The following is a 17,709-nucleotide window of genomic DNA, read 5'->3' as shown; positions in this document are numbered from 1 at the left end:
TGTCATGGAAGACCTCAGAAAGAGGCTCTGGTCGCTGGCGTGGCCGGCCATAATGGGCAACATCTCCCAGACGCTTCTCAACCTAGTGGACACGCTGATGGTTGGCCACGTCAGTTCTTTGGCAGTTGCCGCCGTCGGCCTCGGCGGCCAGGTCAGCTGGTTCATGTTCCCGATAATGATGGCGGTATCGGTTGGAACCCTCGCGCTGGTTGCGAGGTTCGTTGGAGCCAAGGACGTCAAGAGGGCCGAACTCGTCCTGGAGCAGAGCCTCTATTTGTCCTTTCTCCTGGGAGTTCCGGTCTTCCTCTTCGGCTGGTTCTTCGGCGATGACGTCCTGAGGATAATGGGGGCAAAGGGCGAGCTATTGGAGCTGGCCTACTCCTACCTCAAGGTCGTCTTTCTGTTCTACCCGATCCGCTTCGCCGGCTTTGCGATGTTCTCAGCTTTGAGGGGAGCCGGTGACACCAAAACGCCGATGAAGCTGGGCATAGCGATGAACGTCATCAACGCGGCCCTTGACTACCTGCTCATCTACGGAAAGCTCGGCTTCCCTAAGCTTGGCCCCGTCGGTGCCGCCTGGGCCTCCGGGATAGGGATAACCTTCTCCTTCCTAGCAGGAACCTACCTCCTCCTCAGCGGAAGGCTCGTCCTCCGCTTCGAGCCGAGCTGGAGGTTTGAGTTGGGAATGGTCAGGAGGATACTCAGGATAGGGGTTCCTGCCCTGGTCGAGCGCGGCCTCTTCAGCTTCTACAACTTCCTCTACATGAGCATCGTTACGCGCTTCGGCGACGTTGCCTTAAGTGCGCACCAGATCGGCCTGAGGATAGAGAGCATAGCCTACATGCCGGCATTTGGCTTCAACGTGGCTTCCTCGGCTCTGGTAGGCCAGAACCTCGGTGCAAACAGGCCAGACCTGGCCGAGAAGACCGTCAAAGAGGCTCTGAAGATGGTCACCGCCTTTATGGCTGTCATGGCCTTCGTTCTCGTCGCCTTCCCGCGCTATCTGGTGATGCCCTTCCTCACGCCGAGTGATCCACACTACAACGAGGTTCTCCGCCTGGCGAGCATCTACCTCATAATAGTCGGGATAAGCGAGATCCCCCTCGGGTGGGTCTTCGTGCTGAGCGGCTCGCTTAGAGGAGCTGGAGACACCAAGAGCCCGATGTACGTTACGGCAATCAGCAAGCTCCTCTTCAGGATCCTGCCTTCATACCTACTGGGCTTCGGCTTCAGCTTCCCCGGCTTCAGCTTTAAAGGCCTTGGCGTTGTAGCAGCCTGGCTTGCCATGAGCCTGGAAACCTTCACAAGCGCCGCCATGTACTGGTGGATCTTCAGAAAAGGGAAGTGGAAGACGGTAGAGGTTTAGATCTTGAACCTGTTGACGAGGGTCACGAGCTCGGCAACGACCTTTTCGAAGTCAGCTAGGGCAGCCCTGACCTCCTCAAGTGCAGAGGTCTGCTCCTCGGCAGCAGCGCTGACCTGCTCTGCCGCGGCCGTCGTCTCCTCGGCGCTGGCCGAGAGGTTCTCGAGGAAGTGCAGGCCCTCGTCGATCTTCTCGCCCTCCTCCAGAACCTTGGTCTTGAGCTCGTTCACCTTCGTCTCCATCTCGGCCATTAGGTCGGCTATGTGGGTCAGGTAGGAGACGCTCTCCTTGAGGACTTCCGTTGAGCGCTCGACTGTTTCAGCGCTCTTCCCGGTTACCTCGACGCTCTCCTGGATCTTCTCCATTATCTTGGCCACGATGTTCCTGATGTCGTCGGCTGCGCTCTTGCTCTCCTCTGCCAGCTTCCTGATCTCGTCCGCGACGACCGCGAAGCCCTTTCCTGCCTCTCCTGCCCTGGCCGCCTCTATGGCAGCGTTCAACGCGAGCAAGTTGGTCTGCTCGGCTATATTGGTTATGACGTTGGTGATGTTCGCTATGTTCTTACCCATCTCGGCAACGCCTTTAACGGTCTGGTCTATCATGAGCATCATGTTCCTGATCTCCTCGATCTGGTGAACTGCCTCCTGGCCCTTTTCGCCGCCTTCTCTGGCCAGAGATATCACCTCGGCCATCGAGCTCTCGAAGTCCTCCATCGTGCTGACGGTTTCCTTGCCTATGTCGTCTATGTAGCGCATTGTTTCAGTCATCTGGTTTATGTTCTCCTGCTCGCGCTGGGCCTCGATGCTCACCTGGTTTATGGCCTCGGCAACCTGCTGTATGGCCTCGCTTATCTGGTCAACGTTCTCCTTTATGAGCTCGCTGCGCTGTTTAACTATGTCTGTGGCTTCCTGAATCTCAACGATCATCTGGCGGAGACTCCGGCGCATCTTCTCTATGGCCTTCCTTATCCCCTCCAAGTGTCCTGACATTTCGGTGTCCTCAACCGAGAGGTCGCCCTCGGCTATCCTGTCGAGGATTTTTGATATTACGTTGATCTGCTCCTCGATCTCCTGCTTGTACTTCAGAACGTCGGCCGGGATCTCTTTCCTCTCGGTCAGGCCCCTGAGCAGGTAGATCCCAACGATGACGCCGACTATTCCCCCTGCAACTGCCCCTAGCACTCCTGCGAACGGCACTGGGGTCACTGTGAGGAGGAACACGATCACGGGAGACAGTATCACCGCTACCCTGCCCTCCATGGCAATCCCCCATTGAAGAATAGCGTTGGAAGTACTTAAGGCTTTCTAATTGTTCTAAGTAAGATACTCACTATCAACAGGTTTAGTAACCACCTACACAGGGACCTACACAGAACGTCAGCCTTTTCCGAACGAGTCGAGGATCCTTTCAAAGATCTCCCTCTCTTTTCCGCGCTTCTTCCTCGCGAGCCTCTCGACAATCAGCTCGGGTGTGCTCCTGCCGAGTTTGCCGAAGACCGGCTGTCTGTCGACTATTAGGTTCAGATCCTCGTCAAGGCCCTTTGCCTCTATACCATCCACCCTGGCGAAGGGTAGCTCGGCCTTTAAATCCTCCCCCAGATGCGAAACGATGACGACGTAAAAGCCCCTCTCGTGGGCCACCTTCAGGAGTTCGCCGATTATCTTGACCGCGGCACCGGGCTCGGTTATGGCCTCGAACTCGTCTATTAGGATCAGCTTTCTGCCCGAGCCCGAGAGAGCCCTAACGAAAGACCTGAGGGCGGTCTCAAAGGCGCCCGCCCCGTAGGCGCTCCTCTTCCTCCTGAAGAAGAAGACCTCGTCCAAAGGTTCCACCCAGGCCCTCTCAGCCGGGACAGGGAAGCCCATGTGGGCCAGAACGGCCACCTGGGTCATCAGCTCAAGGAGGCTCGTTTTTCCACCGCTGTTAGCGCCGGTCAGGATAACGATGTCCTCGCCGTTTACACGATCCGCCCCCGGCACATCGAATCCATCTGGCTTCCTGCCCACCACGTAGCTCACAGGCTGGGGGTTCTCTATGAAGAGGTGCCTCCCGTTTATGAACGCCAGTCCGCCCTCCCATAGTTCCGGGAAGGAGAAGCCCTTGGTAAAGTCCCTAACAGCCAGGAGAAAGTCGAGCTCATGAACCCTCGCTATCTCATCCTTGAGCCTTGGAAGGAGCGGCATTATTCTCTCCAGGACTTCCCTGCTCCTCAGGTAGAACTCCACCTTAAGATCCCTCTCAAGTTCATCCCTTAGAAGCTCGACCCTCTCGGGTGGTACGCTCACGGGGTAGAGCTCTTCTCGGGAAAAGAGCTCGATGGAGAGGCCAAGCTTCTCTCCCAGCTCCCTCTCGGCCTCGTTTATGGCCTCAAGTATCTCACCCTCTATCCCCCCGAAGTGCCTGAATATGGCCTCGTAGTTCCCGGCCTTGAGCTCGGTGAGGAAAGAAAGGAGTTCCCTGCCGCTGAGGGTCAGGCTGAACTTCTCCAGCTTCTCGGATATTCTCTCGTTCAGTTCACGCTCCTTGGCGCTTACGAGCTCCTCAAGGTCGTCAAGAAGACCCTTCCTAGCGACCACTCCCTCCAGCACCGCTAGTTCCTCTAGAATCTCCCCAGCCACGCTTCCCTCCCCTGTGAGCTCGCCGATCCGCGCAAGGGCCCTCAGGGTATCCACGTTCTCAAGCAGGGGGTTGATGTAGAGCTCAGGGGCTATCTGAGAAGGGCTGAGCTCGACGTCGATGCCGTAACCGATCGTGCTGAGAACCAAAGGATAACCCTCTGCGTCCTCAACGTTCGCTGTCACCTCGCACAGGCCCAAAGCCTCGGCCCTCTCCAGCTCACTTTCATCGACTATCAGGACCCTGTCGTGGAGGTAGTCCCTGCGGAACCTGATGGGGCGGATCTTCGATACGTACTCCCCGAGCCCGGGCTTCAGCTTTCCCATACCCCGCCTCAGGTACTCCTGTCTCTTTCTTATCTCCCCCGGATCGGAAGTGGGTTCAAACCTCTCAAGGAACTCCAGACTAGGCCCGAGTAGGAGGCGCCTCTTTATCTCCTCGCGGATGGAGCGGTACACCGCTTTAGCCTCGGGGTTCAGCCTGACCATCGTAGGAGAAAGGGGGCGGAGCCTAAAAAGGTTAGCCATGGAAAGGATTATAAATTCCAGGAGTAATCATCAAACCAGCGGGTGGATTAACTTGCTGGTCGAGAAGCTCTTTAAAAACGGAAAAACCGTTTTCAAAGTGAACTTCAAAAAGGACTCCACACCAGAGGAGAGGGTCCTGGAGGTCTTTAAGGCCAAGGGCTTTAAAGTGCGCCGCCTTTTCAAAGAGATCCCAATCGAAGGACAGGTTGAGGAGTTCCTGCAGACGACGCACGGGGATTACGTTTACCTGCTCTGCTTCCCCGAAAACCGGTACCTCACGAGGGGTGGCGTTGAGATAAAGCCCAGGAAGACGCCCTTCGAAAAGTTCCTGGCCAGAAACGATGCCGGCCTTAAGAGACTCCTGCTGTCCATCCTCTCAAGAAAGAAAATGCTGCTGTACGAGGCTCCTATAGCCGCAGGATGGCTCCTCATAGGCCTAGGCTTCATCAAGATGCTGGGGACGAACTTCCTGCCCAGCCTGATTTTCTATGCACTCGGCTTTGCTCTCAACGAGGCCGCCGATCTGATAAGGTACTACACCCTCGGCTACTTCAAGGTTGAGCCTTGACCTTTTCCACCACGTGGATCCCCTCTATCCTCGTCACCGGATACTGGCCATTCTCGTCCTTCTCAACCGCCTTCACCATGTCCCATATAGTGAGGAGCGCCACGCTCACCCCGGTCAAAGCCTCCATCTCGACGCCGGTTTTGTATGTAGCGCGGACCTCGCATGTTGCTTCTATGTAGTCCTCCCCGAACTCGAAGGTTATGTCCACCCCCGTGAGGGGTATCGGGTGGCAGAGGGGAATTAGTTCCGGCGTCTTCTTCACCGCCAAAATCCCCGCTATCTGGGCCGTCGCAATGACGTTGCCCTTCTTGGTCTTTCCGGCCTTTATCAGCTCTATCGTCTCCGGCCTCAGGTAGATCCTGCCCCTCGCGACGGCCCTCCTGAAGACCTCGCTCTTGTGGCCGACTTCAACCATCTTGACGCCCTTCTCATCAACGTGGGTCAGCTCCATCTTACCACCACACCCATATGGACCCAACACAATAAAACGGTTGCGCGGTAACGATATAAACCCCGTCCCAGATAGCAGGGATGGTGATTGAAGTGAAGGCCGCTCTAACCAGGATCATCGCCATCGCGCTCATGGCTTTTGTCATCACCTCCTCCGGCTGCCTCGGGGGGAGCTCCCACCCATCCACGACCTCCAGCGAGGGGGTAAACACAAGCACCTCAACCGCCTCAACCGCTCCAGCTATCCACACCTCCACAGGGGTGAAGGAAACAGCATCCTCGGAGACCAGTCCATTCACCAAAACATCCACAGAGGCCTTGGGAACGGTCAAGGTCACGTTCATCGTCTCAGTTCCGGATTACACGCCGAAGAACGACTCGGTCTACATAGCCGGCGACTTCAACGGCTGGAATCCGGGCAATGAGAGGTACAGGCTAAAGAGGCTCCCCGACGGCAGGTGGGCGATAAACCTGACCTTCCCCTACGGAAAGATTATAGAGTTCAAGTTCACGCGCGGCTCGTGGGAGACCGTTGAGAAGGGCAGGGACGGCGAGGAAATACCCAACAGGCGCTTCATCTTCAAGGAAAACGGGACCTACGAGTTCACGGTCTACAACTGGAGGGACTACGTCGAGGAAGGCAACGCCGGCGAGCACACGATAACCGGCAACGTGAGGACATTCAAAATGTTCATCCCGCAGCTCAACAGGACGAGGCGGATATGGGTCTACCTGCCCCCAGATTACGAAAAGAGCAAGAGGCGCTACCCGGTCCTCTACACCTTGGACGGCCAGAACCTCTTCGACAGGGCAACGTCCTTCGCAGGCGAGTGGGGCGTGGACGAGGCACTGGAGCGCCTGTATAAAGAGCGGAACTTCTCGCTCATCGTCGTCGGTATCGACAACGGCGGTAACAAGAGGATCGACGAGTACGCCCCCTGGGTGAACGAAGAGTACGGCAGGGGCGGCGAGGGCGACGCGATGGTCCGCTTCATCGTCGAGACGCTCAAGCCATACATAGACCTCCAGTACCGCACGCTGTCGAACGAGACCGGGATAATGGGTTCTTCGCTCGGTGGGCTGATGGCTATCTACGCCGGCTTCGCCTATCCGGACACGTTCAAATACGTTGGGGCCATGAGCTCTGCCTTCTGGTTCAATCCGGAGATATATGACTTCGTGAAGAACGCCACCAGGGGGCCGAAGAGGATCTACATCGACTGGGGAACCAGCGAAGGAAGCGATCCGAGCGAGATGATAAGAACGAACGAGCGGATGGTGGAGATACTGAAGGAGAAGGGCTACGTCGAGGGGCAGAACCTGATGGTGGTCGAGGACAAAGGGGCCGCGCACAACGAGTACTACTGGGGGAAGAGGTTTCCGAAAGCTGTGCTCTGGCTCTTCGGCGGTTAATTTTTAAACCCCCACTCCCTTTTCTCCAAACATGCTCATCCACATCGGCATCGATGACACGGATTCGCCAAACGGCATGTGCACGACTTACCTCGGCGCGCTCCTCTACCGCGAGCTTTCAAGGATAGCGGAGCCTCTGGATCTGCCGAGACTGATAAGGCTCAACCCGAACATCCCATACAAGACGCGCGGCAACGGCGCGGTAACGATGAGCTTTGAGGCCGATGAAGAGGTTATTCCACAGATCAAAGACACCGTCCTCTTCTACGTGAGCCAGCTTGCCGACTTCGAGCACGAGAACACCAATCCCGGCGTCGTCTTCTTCGAGGGGGAGATCCCGGATGAACTAAGGGAGTTCTCGCTCAAGGCTTTGAGAGAGCACGTTACAATTGAGGAAGCAGAGAAGGTAGCAAGGGAGGTAGGGGCGGAATACTTCAAGTTCAAGCTGGGAAGGGGAATAATAGGCGCGCTCGCTTCGATAGGCTACCCGCTGGAGAGGTTTACCTACGAGCTTCTCGCCTATCGCGAGCCTGAAAACTGGGGAACGCCGAGAAGAGTAAACGCGGAGAGCGTCTTTTCGGCAGATAGCTGGGCTTACCCCTTCAGCTACGACAACGTTGACCCGTACAAGAGAAGCGTTCTCATAACGCCGCATGGCAAGGATCCAGTTCTCGTTGGCATCAGGGGAATTGATAAGGCCAAAGTCCTTCAGGTCTTCGAGATGGTGGAGTTCGAGGAGCCTGTCGCGTTCTACCAGCTGTACAAGACCAACCAGAACACCGACGACCACCTAACGCCGAAGAAGATAGGCGATCTGAGGCTCTACGACAGCGCTGTCGTTCGCGGCAGGGTTGCCTCGCCATACTGGGAGCGCGGGAGGCACGTCTTCTTCGAGCTGGAGGACGAGACCGGGAGGATTAGGGTTGCGGCTTTCGAGCCGACCAAGAAGTTCCGCAACTACGTGAGGAAGCTCCTGCCGGGCGATGAGATTATCGCCGCCGGCGGCGTTAAAGAGCACGAAGGAATCTTAACGCTCAACTTGGAGAAGTTCTACCCGGTAAAGCTCGTTCCGAAGGTTGAATATCAGAAGCCAAAGTGCCCGAAGTGCGGCGGGACGATGAAGAGCAAAGGAGATTATCTAAAGTGCAAGCGCTGTGGGTTTAAGATGCCGAAGAAGCTGGTTCCGGTTGAGGTGCCGCGCGATTTAAAGAAGAGAATCTACGAAGTGCCACCAGACGCGAGAAAGCACCTGTCAAGGACGCTGGTGCTTCCGGGCGGGGAGGACAGGCTGATGAAGCTTTTGTGATTGTGGGACAAATTGACACCAAAAATCCTTTATGCAATCCCGCCAAAACTCCTTTGGTGGTAGCGTGTCTATCATAGAGCAACTCCGCAGGGACTTCATGCCCTTCAAAGATGACTGCATGGGGATAGTCCTCTACGGCTCCCATGCCTGGGGAGAAGCGACGGAGCGGAGCGACGTTGATATCTGTCTGGTGAAGCCAAGACCGGGGACTTACGAGAGGGTTCTTGAGAAACTCGGTGGAAAGTACGACGTGAAGGTCTTCGAGGAACTTCCGCTCTACATCCAGATAGAGGTCATCAGAAACCACAGGGTAGTCTACGGCGACGAGCTCGAGCTTTCCGAGTACTTCTACAGGTTCAGAAAGCTCTGGAAAGACATGGAGCACCGTGTTAAGGAGAATCAGTTCAAGAGCGTGAGGGAGAAAGTAAAGCTCAGGAGGCGTGCCCGTGAGAAGGCAAAGGTACTTGGAAAAGCTTGAGAAGTTCGAGGAGGAGTATGAGTTCATAAAGGGCCACGAGATAAAGGACGATGTCACGCTCAGGGCTCTCCTGTATTCGCTCCAGGTGTGCGTGGACGTTGCCATGGACATTGTGGCCATGCTGACAAAGGATCTGGGCATAACGGTCGAAGACGATTACACGAACATAGCGAGGCTTGAGGAGAAGGGGGTTCTCAGCGAGAGTGAGGCGTCTCTCCTGAGGGCTTACAACGGTCTGAGAAACGCCGTAGTCCATAAATACGACAGGCTCAACTTGCATTCTATCAAAGAAGGCCTGAAGAGGATAGATGAGCTGTATGAAGTGGTTTTGAAGCTCGTTGAAGAGTATGAGAAGCTTGAGGGCTGACTCAATACACCAGCCCAAATAGGAACAGCGGAACTCTTCCCTTTCCGGTGACAAGACCATCGAGCGCTATGTAGTCCTCACGCATATATTCCCTCCAGAGCGGATGGAGTTCAGTGTACATATCTGTCAGGTCAAACGCTTTGGAAAGGACTTCCTCCAGTGAATACCTCGGAACGTCGAAGCCCTTCTTTATGGTGAGCCACTCCCTGAAGGAAGCCGGTGGAAGTTCCTTGAGGACAACCCTTCTTGAGAGATCAGCCCCGGAATGGACTAAATCTATGGCCGATGAGATCGGAATGTTGGATTCTTTTTATAAACCTCGTCCTCACATAAGGACGATATTCACGCATTTTGTTCATGAGGAAGGACGGGATGTAAAGCAGAGCGAGGTTGATAAGATAAGGGAATTCTTTAGGTGATGCTGTAGAGGAACTCAGGAACCTCGGAGCCATTCAGACCCTAACGTTCCGCGGATAGCACCCCTTTTCTTTCCGGACTTGACCTTGACCCTCAGGTTTCCCGCTATTGCATCGACCCCTATGATGCTTGTAAAGATTTGCACTCGCACTGCAAAGGTGTTTAAAAAGAAGTTTGCAGTGGTGATGCAAAACTATTTGACGATTTCAACCACATCAACGCTCTCAAAGTCTGAATCAAAAGTCGCTATCCCTGGAATCCCGTGCTTGATGCAGGTGGCGAGGATAGTTGCATCGCTTGGTAAAAGGCCGTACATCCCGGCAACTTCCTTTATTATTTCAGGTCTGTCTTCGTCGGGAACGACATTAATCCCGGCATCTCCAATGAGGCCCAGGACCATAGAAAACGCCGTTTCAATCAGCTTTGAGCCATCTGAAGTCTTGAGGAACTGCTTTACATCGTATATATTGGAAATTCCATGTTTCTCTCTGGCGAGCTTTCTGAAGGAGACGTAAACCGCTTCGTTGATTGAAACTGGAGAGATTACCAGCTCGTCTTCCGAAGTCAGTATGTTCCTCGCCCTTGGAGTTAAGGGTGTCGTGAAAAGAAAGTTGTAGATAATGTTTGCATCAATGTATGTCCTCAAAGCCCTCAGCCTCCAGAGCGTAGGCGTTGAGCTCCTCAACGGAAGCCTTTCCGAGTATTCCCATGTACTTCTCAACCGAGAGTTTCTTGCGTTTCTTCTTTGACTTTAATTCAAGGTAAATCCGGAGAGCCTCAAGCTCAAGCTCCCTCTCAATGGCCCTCTTGGTCTCCTCGCTGACCTTCCCCGGCAACTTCACGCGAAGAATTACCTCATCCATACTCCCACCGCTCTTAGTTTGGAACTTATTCGGATATAACACTATCCCCGCATCACCTTCCACACCAGCAGCGGAAAGACCAGCGTGGCATCGGCCCAGATTTCGACGTAATCGGCTTTGGCCCTTATCTTGCCCCAGCTCACCCCCTCGCTCGGCGGTGCACCGCTCAGCGAGCCGTCCCATGGAATAGCTGTCGTTATGTAGATGGCATAGTCAGTCCCTCCACGGAAGAGGTTGGCGTTTATTATCGCGTGCTTCGGCAGAGAACCGCCGAGGATTATCGAGGCGGTCTCCTTTGCCATAACCGCAAGGTTGTTGAGCTTCACTATGTCGTTGGCGATGTCTATGATCAGCTCCCTGTCCCCGCGCTCCTCCTTGAAGAAGTAGAGCATGTCGCCGATGGAGCCGTCGGTTATTGCCGGGCAGAATATCGGCACGTCCCTCTTGTAGGCCCAGTAGATTATGCTCTTCTCCTTCTCCTTTCCGAGCTTCTCGTCCATGTAGCGACCCATCTCGTGGATGAACTCACTGGCCGTGAGCGGCTTGCCCTTCTCGCGCTCCATCTCGAGAACGCGCTCGAAGAAGGGGATCATGTACTTCTCGAACTCGATGTAGCGGTCGTTGGGCACGAAGATGTTGCCTATCCTGTTGATGCCCTTCTCGCGCATCAGAGCGTCGTTAACGTTCCAGTCGCCGAGGATGAAGGGCTTTAGCGCCTTAATGAAGTCCTCCTCGATTCCTCCGGCGGTGGTCACTATGACGTCCACTTTCCCCTCCTTCACGAGCCACGCGATGAGTTCTCTCAACCCGGAGGAGATTATGTTGGAGGTGTAGCCGAGGAATACCCTGACCTCTTTCCCTTCGGTGCGCTTTTTCTCAACTTTTCTCCAGATCTCTATCGCTTTTCCGAGGTGGGTCGCCTGGAAGCCTATGCGCTCGTAATAATCGAGAACCTCTTCAAGATTCGAAATCTCGTTCAGCCAGGGGCCCTCAATAGGAAGCCCCTCAACCTCTTCGCTCTCCTTAAGGACGATGTCTTTCGGCTCGGTCATGGTCTCCGCTTGGACTGGGGACGTATAAAGTTTTGGTCGGGAAGGTTTTTATCCTTCTGAGACAAGCCGCGTTTATGAGCGTGAAAATCGACCTTGATGGGCTTGGGGTCATCGTCACGGCATCGTCCAGGGGGATAGGCTTCAACGTCGCTAGGGAGCTTTTGAAGAGGAACGCCAGGGTCGTGATAAGCTCTCACAGCCCGGGGAACCTGAAGAAGGCTGAAGAAGAGCTGTCCGAATTCGGAGAGGTCCACGCGGTCACGGCAAACCTGTTCCGGCAGGAGGATCTTGAGAACCTCATCAAGGAGGCCTGGGAGCTTTTGAACGGAGTCGATGCCCTCGTCTGGAACGCCCCAAACGTGCCCTGCGAACCCTGCATGCTCCATGAGGCGAACTATCTGGACTGGTTAGAGGCCTCGGCACTCCACACGACTGCCCCAGGTTACCTGACGACGCTCTTCGTCCAGGCATGGCTTGAGAAGAAGATGGAAGGCCGGCTCGTCTACCTCAACTCCGTCTCGATAAAGGAGCCGATGCCACCGCTGGTTTTGGCAGACGTCACTCGGGCGGGGTTGGTCCAGCTCGCCAAGAGCGTTTCAAGAACCTACGGAAAGTACGGAATAAGGGCATACTCCGTTCTCCTCGGGAGCTTCGATACACCGGGCGCGAGGGAGAACCTTAAGACATTGGCGGAGGAGAGAGGAGAGCCTTTCGAGGAGACCTGGGAGAAGGAAGTGCTTTCCAGGACGCCGCTCCACAGGACGGGGAGGTGGGAAGAGCTGGGATCCCTCATAGCGTTCCTCCTCAGCGATGAAGCAGAGTACATGCTCGGTTCGACCGTTGTTATTGACGGAGCGATGACGAAAAGCGTCTTCATCTGAAAAAGAGGGAAAACAAGTCAGAGGGTGAACTCAACGCCCATCTCTTCCGCCATCTTCCTTAGGTTATTAATGCGCTCCTCAACTGGTGGATGAGTAGCAAAGAGCCTTGAAACCCTGTCTCCCTCGAAGTGGTTGACTATGAAGAGATGCGCCAGCCCGGGGTTCCCTAGGGGTTTTATTTTGGACTTCTGCTCCTCCTGAAGCTTCTTCACGGCTTCGTCAAGCTTTAATAGGGCACTAGCGAGCGCCCAGGGCTTGCCGCTAAGCCTCGCACCACCTTCGTCAGCGGCGAATTCCCGTCTCCTGCTTATAGCCGAGCGGATTATCACGGCCGCTATTGGAGCGGTAATGGCTATAAGGAGCGCGTAGAAGAAGCGATCAAGGCTGAGGTTCCCCAGTATCATCCTGAAAAAAGCCAGATACTTGGTTATGTAGGCTATGTATATCACAGCCCCCGCCAGGGCACCAGCGATTGTGCCGACGAGGATATCGCGGTTCTTAATGTGAGTGAGTTCGTGGCCGAGGACTCCCTCAAGCTCGTCTTTGTCGAGAAGTTCCAGCAGTCCTGTTGTAACCGTGACGAGCGAGTGCTCCGGGCTCCTGCCGGTGGCGAACGCGTTTGGAGTCGGGTCATCTATTACGGCAATCCTGGGCATGGGCAGGCCTGCCTTTTTGGCGAGTCCCTCTACGATTTCGTAGAGCTGGGGGGCTTCCTCCCTCCCCACTATCTTGGCCTTCATCATCTTAACGACGAGCTGGTCGCTGTACCAGTAGGTCACAAAGCTTAGCAAGACGGCGAACCAGAACATCAGGCGCATCCATCTGGCGCCGCCCAGCAGGTAGCCGACGGCCATGAGAAGCCCCATGAGAAGGCCTATCATAAGGGCCGTTCGAAGAAACAACCAAATTTTCACAGTCTGTCACCTCAATTAGCACTACTTCAGAACCAGCCTTTACAAACCTTTCGTTTCGGGGGCAATAAAAGATTGAAGGCGTAGGAGGTTGACCTCAGAAGTAAATCCCCATCTCCTCCGCTATCTTCCTGAGGCGCTCTATCCTGGCCTCGGTCGGCGGGTGGGTGGAGAACAGGTTCGCTATGCTCATTCCCCTGAAGGGATTGACTATGAACATGTGGGCCGTCGCAGGGTTGCCGTTCCTCATCGGCCTGTACCTGACGGCCTGCTCTATCTTCATCAGCGCGCTGGCGAGTGCATGGGGCTTTCCGCTTATCTTCGCTCCTCCCTCGTCCGCCAGAAATTCTCTGGAGCGGCTCACAGCGGCTTGTATGAGCATCGCCGCTATCGGGGCCAGCACAGCCACCAATATCGCCACGATGACGTTGTCCCCGTCCCTGTCATCCCCAAAGCCGCCGAATATCGCTATCCAGCGGGCCCAGTAGGCGAGCTGCATTATTGCGCCGGCCATAGCTGCCGCAAAGGTTCCGATGAGCATGTCCCGGTTCTTTATGTGCGTCAGCTCATGGCCTATGACACCTTCAAGCTCGTCCCTGTCGAGGATCCGGAGCAGGCCGGTGGTTACCGCGACGACCGCGTGCTTTGGATCCCTCCCTGTGGCGAAGGCGTTCGGAGTGTCGGTCGGGATTATGGCGACTTTAGGCATCGGAAGACCCGCCCTCTCGGCGAGGTCTCTAACAATGGCGTACAGTTCAGGCGCCTCGTGCTCGTCAACCAGCCTCGCGTTGTACCAGCTCAGCACGATCTTGTCGCTGTACCAGTAGGTCAGGAAGTTGAAGAGCATGGAGAACATGAACATCATGAAGGCCACGTTCGGCCCGCCGAAGATGTAGCCTATCCCCATCAGCAGGCCGGTTAGGAGGGCCATCAAGATGCCCGTTCTGAGCCACATCACCAGTCCCATTCTCTCACCCCCAGCCAATTAAAATAACAGTAAGGTACTAAAACCTTTTGGTCGCCTCACTCAGAGGGCCTCTCCCTGCACTCCTCGACCTTTTCGAGGAACTCCTCTCTCGGGAGACATTCTTGGCCACGCTTTAACCTCACCGCGGCTATCTTGTAGTTGCCCCTGCCGAAGAAGCGGCAGACTTTATTGGGTTCGTCAACGAGCTTCGCAACCGCTAAGACTTCCTCCCCACATTCGACATAGTCTATAACCGTGTCCCGGAAGCCCGTGAATATCACCACGCACTTGCGCGAGGGGTTGAGCGGTTTCAAGTCCTCGTCTATCGGCGGGAGTTCCTTGACTACGCAGGACTCGGGATAGCTGCCGGACTTGATGGCCTTTATGAGCTCCGGGAGCTCGCCAGTCTTCTCAAAGCGCTCTATCTCCTCCTTTGAAACCCCCACCGGCTTCATCGAGTAGCAGAGAGTTTTCTCGTCATGGTACATCAGGTAGGTGCCGTCCTCGAGGAACATAAACGCTATCCTCTCGCGCGGGAGGTCGAATATGTAGCCCGATTTGCTCTTCTTAACCGCGTACATGCCATCACCAACGTCCACTCAGGAAGAACCACTTATAAACATCACTGGACAGAAAAGGGAAGTAAAGGGGCATCACATGCCCATGTCCATGCCGCCCATTCCACCCATACCGCCTGGCATTCCTCCGCCCTGGCCGCCCTCGGGCTTGCTGGCTTTGGCAGCTATAACGTCGTCGATCCTGAGGATCATTATTGCCGCCTCGCTGGCGCTCTTGATGGCCTGCTTCTTGACGCGGAGCGGCTCGATGATGCCGTTGGCGAGCATGTCTGCCGGCTCTCCCTTGAAGACGTCGATGCCTATTCCAAGGCCCCTGTTCTTGTGCTCGCTGATGACCTTGACGAGCATCTCGACGGTGTCGAGGCCCGCGTTCTCGGCGAGAGTCTTCGGGATTATCTTGAGGGCCTCGGCGAAGGCGTCGATGGCGAGGGCCTCCTTTCCACCAACGGCCTTGGCGTACTCGTCGAGCTTGATGCTGAGCTCTATCTCGCTGGCGCCTCCGGCCGGAAGGACGTAGCCGTCCTCCATGACGTCCTTGACGACCTTGATGGCGTCCTCAAGGGCCCTCTCAACCTCGTCGATGACGTGCTCGGTGCCACCGCGGATGAGTATGGTGACCGCCTTCGGGTTCCTGCAGCCCTCGACGAAGATCATGCTCTCGCCGGCTATCTTGCGCTCCTCAACGAGGTCGGCGTGGCCGAGGTCTTCCGGAGTGAGGTCCTTCACGTTGGTGACGACCTTGGCACCGGTGGCCTTGGCGAGCTTCTCCATGTCGCTCTTCTTGACGCGCCTGACGGCGAGTATTCCCTTCTTGGCCAGGTAGTGCTGGGCGAGGTCGTCAATTCCCTTCTGGACGAAGAGGACGTTGGCACCGGTGGCGGCTATCTGGTCAACCATCTCCTTGAGCATCTTCTCCTCCTGCTCGAGGAAGCTCATGAGCTGGTCCGGGCTGGTGATGTTGATCTTCGCATCGGTCTCGGTCTTCTTGACCTCGAGGGCCTCGTTGATGAGTGCTATCTTAGCTCCCTCAACGCGCTTCGGCATCCTCGGGTGGACGCGCTCCTTGTCGATGACGACTCCCCTTATGAGCTCGCTCTCCTCAACGCTCTCGCCGGCCTTCTTCTCGACCTTGATGTTGTCGATGTCGACGGTGTACTTGCCGTCCTTCTTCTCCGCGACCTGCTTGACGGCCTCAACGGCGAGCCTCGCGAAGAGCTCCTTGTGACTCTCGGCGTTCTTGCCGGTTATCGAGGTCATGGCTATCTTCATGAGGGTCTCGTCGTCGTCCGGGGTGACCTCGATGGCGATGTCCTCGAGTATCTCCTGGGCCTTCTCGGCGGCCATGGTGTATCCCTTGACGATGATGCTCGGGTGGATGTTCTGGTCGAGGAGCTCCTCCGCCTTCCTGAGGAGCTCGCCAGCGATGACAACGGCGGTAGTAGTACCGTCACCGGCCTCCTTGTCCTGGGTCTTGGCAACCTCAACCATCATCTTAGCGGCCGGGTGCTGGAGGTCGATCCTGTCGAGTATGGTCGCTCCATCGTTGGTGACAACGACGTCTCCAAGGCTGTCCACCAGCATCTTGTCCATACCCTTCGGGCCGAGGGTGGTCCTCACCGTCTCGGCGATAATCCTAGCAGCCAGAATGTTGAGCCTCTGGGCGTCCCTTCCGACGTACCTCTGGGTTCCCTCGGGCAGAATAACAACCGGCTGTCCACTGAGCTGTGCCATTTGACATTCCTCCTATCAGATTCCTTTTTGCAGAAACGCTTCGTCAGCGCTCTATAAAAAGTTTTGGGCCAAAAATTTCAAAAAAATGGGTTGAATTTGAAGATACGACAAAAACTTAGTGGCAATCCGGAGGAAAGGGCTAAAACGGAAGAGGCCTATCAAAGAGGGGTGTGAACCGTGGAGCCGAGGGTATACGAGATAGCCCCCGAAAAGGCCAAGGAAATTTTCGAGAGGCTGAAGGACTACGGGATAGTCGAAATAGAGGTGGAGAACGTCGCGTCGCTCTTCGATGATATGCTCGACTCGAAGGAGGAGAGGCTGAGGTACGCCCGCGAGAAACTCGAGGATAGAAACGTTGATAAGGCGGTTCTGGTTGTGAAGGACGATACCGGGACGCTCGTCATCAAGATCGAGAACGTGGTCGAGATAAGGGCCGTGCTGAGGGATTACGAGAGGCTCATCGGAGAGCTGAAACTGGAGAGGTGAGAGCGTGGAGCTGATAAAACAGGGCGCGGAGGCGAAGATCTATCTGGCGGGCTTTGAGGAGTTCTTTGGAGCGGACCTGCTGCCCGGGGAGAAGGTCGTCGTGAAGCACAGGATTCCAAAGCGGTACAGGATAAGGGAGATAGACGAGAGGCTCAGGAAGGAGAGGACCGTTCGGGAGGCGAGGGTGCTCCACAGGGCGAAGGAGTTCGGCGTGAACTGCCCCCACGTCTATGAGGTTGATCTAAAGGACATGAAGATCGTCATGGAGTTCATAGAGGGCGACCGCCTCAAGGAGCTCCTGGAAAACGTCCCAATGGAGGAGAGGCTGGAGCTCTGCCGGGAGGTGGGCAGGCAGGTTGGAAAGCTCCACGATGCCGGCATAGTCCACGGCGACCTGACGACGAGCAACATGATACTCCGGGAGGGGAAGGTCTACCTGATAGACTTTGGACTGGCGGACTTCGACTCGACGCTCGAGGCCAGGGGCGTTGATCTACACCTGCTCAAGCGGGCAATGGAGAGCACCCACTACACCTGGTTCGAGGAGGGGTTTGAGGCCGTTCTGGAAGGCTACGCCGAGATACGCGGGGAGAAGGCCAGAGAGGAGATAGAGGAGAAGATCGAGGAGATAGAGAGCAGGGGGAGGTACAGGGAGAGAAGCTGGGCGAGCTCATAGGCCTCTTCCATATCTTTTCAATCGAAACTTATCCAGATTTTGCTGGAATCTTTTCGTAA

At 55.6% G+C, this 17,709-nt stretch carries 20 protein-coding genes; 10 read left to right on the top strand and 10 right to left on the bottom strand.

Annotated elements, in window-relative coordinates; translation table 11 throughout:
- Positions 1-4: 4 nt before the first annotated feature.
- Positions 5-1,366: an MATE family efflux transporter gene (locus ACZ5AM_RS05705; protein ID WP_464914103.1), complete on the top strand. Its 1,362-nt coding sequence runs from the start codon at positions 5-7 to the stop codon at positions 1,364-1,366.
- Here ACZ5AM_RS05705 and ACZ5AM_RS05700 read toward each other — a convergent pair.
- Both ACZ5AM_RS05700 and ACZ5AM_RS05695 read right to left on the bottom strand, forming a co-directional pair.
- A complete protein-coding gene (locus tag ACZ5AM_RS05700) occupies positions 1,363-2,622 on the bottom strand; it encodes a methyl-accepting chemotaxis protein (protein ID WP_464914102.1) in 1,260 nt (419 codons plus the stop codon). The two genes, ACZ5AM_RS05705 and ACZ5AM_RS05700, sit on opposite strands and share 4 nt — an antisense overlap.
- 117 nt (positions 2,623-2,739) lie before the next feature.
- On the bottom strand, positions 2,740-4,467 hold the full coding sequence (locus ACZ5AM_RS05695; RefSeq protein WP_464914101.1) for an endonuclease MutS2: 1,728 nt from the start codon (positions 4,465-4,467) through the stop codon (positions 2,740-2,742).
- 136 nt (positions 4,468-4,603) lie between these two features.
- Between ACZ5AM_RS05695 and ACZ5AM_RS05690 the strand changes: the two genes are divergently transcribed.
- Positions 4,604-5,074, top strand: coding sequence for a hypothetical protein (locus tag ACZ5AM_RS05690; RefSeq protein ID WP_464914100.1), 471 nt, complete (start codon positions 4,604-4,606; stop codon positions 5,072-5,074).
- Here the strand turns inward: ACZ5AM_RS05690 and moaC are convergent.
- The gene (gene moaC, locus ACZ5AM_RS05685; protein ID WP_464914099.1) at positions 5,058-5,525 is read right to left on the bottom strand and encodes a cyclic pyranopterin monophosphate synthase MoaC; all 468 of its coding nucleotides are present in this window, start codon (positions 5,523-5,525) and stop codon (positions 5,058-5,060) included. The genes ACZ5AM_RS05690 and moaC overlap by 17 nt on opposite strands.
- 83 nt (positions 5,526-5,608) lie before the next feature.
- On the opposite strand from moaC, the gene ACZ5AM_RS05680 reads away from it, so the two are divergent.
- The 5 genes from ACZ5AM_RS05680 (at position 5,609) to ACZ5AM_RS05660 (ending at position 9,507) form a co-directional block, all read left to right on the top strand.
- On the top strand, positions 5,609-6,937 hold the full coding sequence (locus tag ACZ5AM_RS05680; protein WP_464914098.1) for an alpha/beta hydrolase-fold protein: 1,329 nt from the start codon (positions 5,609-5,611) through the stop codon (positions 6,935-6,937).
- A 31-nt stretch (positions 6,938-6,968) separates the two neighbouring features.
- Positions 6,969-8,243 carry a tRNA(Ile2) 2-agmatinylcytidine synthetase TiaS gene (gene tiaS, locus ACZ5AM_RS05675; protein ID WP_464914097.1) on the top strand — a complete coding sequence of 425 codons (1,275 nt, stop codon included), beginning with the start codon at positions 6,969-6,971 and terminating at the stop codon, positions 8,241-8,243.
- Positions 8,244-8,307: 64 nt separating this feature from the next.
- Positions 8,308-8,721 carry a nucleotidyltransferase domain-containing protein gene (locus ACZ5AM_RS05670; RefSeq protein WP_464914096.1) on the top strand — a complete coding sequence of 138 codons (414 nt, stop codon included), beginning with the start codon at positions 8,308-8,310 and terminating at the stop codon, positions 8,719-8,721.
- The gene (locus tag ACZ5AM_RS05665) at positions 8,690-9,088 is read left to right on the top strand and encodes a DUF86 domain-containing protein (RefSeq protein WP_464914095.1); all 399 of its coding nucleotides are present in this window, start codon (positions 8,690-8,692) and stop codon (positions 9,086-9,088) included. The genes ACZ5AM_RS05670 and ACZ5AM_RS05665 overlap by 32 nt, the downstream gene beginning before the upstream one ends.
- A 113-nt stretch (positions 9,089-9,201) precedes the next feature.
- Entirely contained in the window at positions 9,202-9,507 is a 306-nt protein-coding gene (locus tag ACZ5AM_RS05660; protein ID WP_464914094.1) for a hypothetical protein, read from the top strand.
- 191 nt (positions 9,508-9,698) lie between these two features.
- On the opposite strand, the gene ACZ5AM_RS05655 is transcribed toward ACZ5AM_RS05660, so the two are convergent.
- The 3 genes from ACZ5AM_RS05655 to ACZ5AM_RS05645 are packed head-to-tail and all read right to left on the bottom strand — an operon-like array spanning position 9,699 to position 11,420.
- Positions 9,699-10,190 (bottom strand): PIN domain-containing protein, encoded by a 492-nt coding sequence (locus ACZ5AM_RS05655; RefSeq protein WP_464914093.1) that lies wholly within the window; start codon positions 10,188-10,190, stop codon positions 9,699-9,701.
- Positions 10,135-10,368 (bottom strand): hypothetical protein, encoded by a 234-nt coding sequence (locus ACZ5AM_RS05650; protein WP_464914092.1) that lies wholly within the window; start codon positions 10,366-10,368, stop codon positions 10,135-10,137. Before ACZ5AM_RS05650 ends, ACZ5AM_RS05655 begins: the two co-directional genes overlap by 56 nt.
- A 41-nt stretch (positions 10,369-10,409) precedes the next feature.
- Positions 10,410-11,420, bottom strand: coding sequence for a deoxyhypusine synthase (locus ACZ5AM_RS05645; RefSeq protein ID WP_464914091.1), 1,011 nt, complete (start codon positions 11,418-11,420; stop codon positions 10,410-10,412).
- A gap of 74 nt (positions 11,421-11,494) precedes the next feature.
- On the opposite strand from ACZ5AM_RS05645, the gene ACZ5AM_RS05640 reads away from it, so the two are divergent.
- Positions 11,495-12,301, top strand: coding sequence for an SDR family oxidoreductase (locus tag ACZ5AM_RS05640; RefSeq protein WP_464914090.1), 807 nt, complete (start codon positions 11,495-11,497; stop codon positions 12,299-12,301).
- Positions 12,302-12,318: 17 nt separating this feature from the next.
- Here ACZ5AM_RS05640 and ACZ5AM_RS05635 read toward each other — a convergent pair whose 3' ends face one another.
- The 4 genes from ACZ5AM_RS05635 to thsB all read right to left on the bottom strand — a co-directional run bounded on the left by ACZ5AM_RS05635 (position 12,319) and on the right by thsB (position 16,488).
- Complete coding sequence (locus ACZ5AM_RS05635; protein ID WP_464914089.1) at positions 12,319-13,215, bottom strand: M48 family metalloprotease; 897 nt, start codon at positions 13,213-13,215, stop codon at positions 12,319-12,321.
- 94 nt (positions 13,216-13,309) lie between these two features.
- Positions 13,310-14,179, bottom strand: a complete 870-nt coding sequence (htpX, locus tag ACZ5AM_RS05630; protein ID WP_464914088.1) for a zinc metalloprotease HtpX — start codon at positions 14,177-14,179, stop codon at positions 13,310-13,312.
- Positions 14,180-14,235: 56 nt separating this feature from the next.
- Positions 14,236-14,778 carry a hypothetical protein gene (locus tag ACZ5AM_RS05625; protein ID WP_464914087.1) on the bottom strand — a complete coding sequence of 181 codons (543 nt, stop codon included), beginning with the start codon at positions 14,776-14,778 and terminating at the stop codon, positions 14,236-14,238.
- 54 nt (positions 14,779-14,832) lie between these two features.
- Positions 14,833-16,488 carry a thermosome subunit beta gene (gene thsB, locus ACZ5AM_RS05620; RefSeq protein ID WP_464914086.1) on the bottom strand — a complete coding sequence of 552 codons (1,656 nt, stop codon included), beginning with the start codon at positions 16,486-16,488 and terminating at the stop codon, positions 14,833-14,835.
- Positions 16,489-16,665: 177 nt separating this feature from the next.
- Between thsB and ACZ5AM_RS05615 the strand changes: the two genes are divergently transcribed.
- Entirely contained in the window at positions 16,666-16,974 is a 309-nt protein-coding gene (locus ACZ5AM_RS05615; protein WP_464914085.1) for a hypothetical protein, read from the top strand.
- Positions 16,975-16,978: 4 nt separating this feature from the next.
- Positions 16,979-17,650: a Kae1-associated kinase Bud32 gene (locus ACZ5AM_RS05610; RefSeq protein WP_464914084.1), complete on the top strand. Its 672-nt coding sequence runs from the start codon at positions 16,979-16,981 to the stop codon at positions 17,648-17,650.
- Positions 17,651-17,709: the final 59 nt, after the last annotated feature.

This window comes from Thermococcus fumicolans, from assembly GCF_055386755.1.
This window is presented reverse-complemented; position numbering and strand designations above follow the sequence as displayed.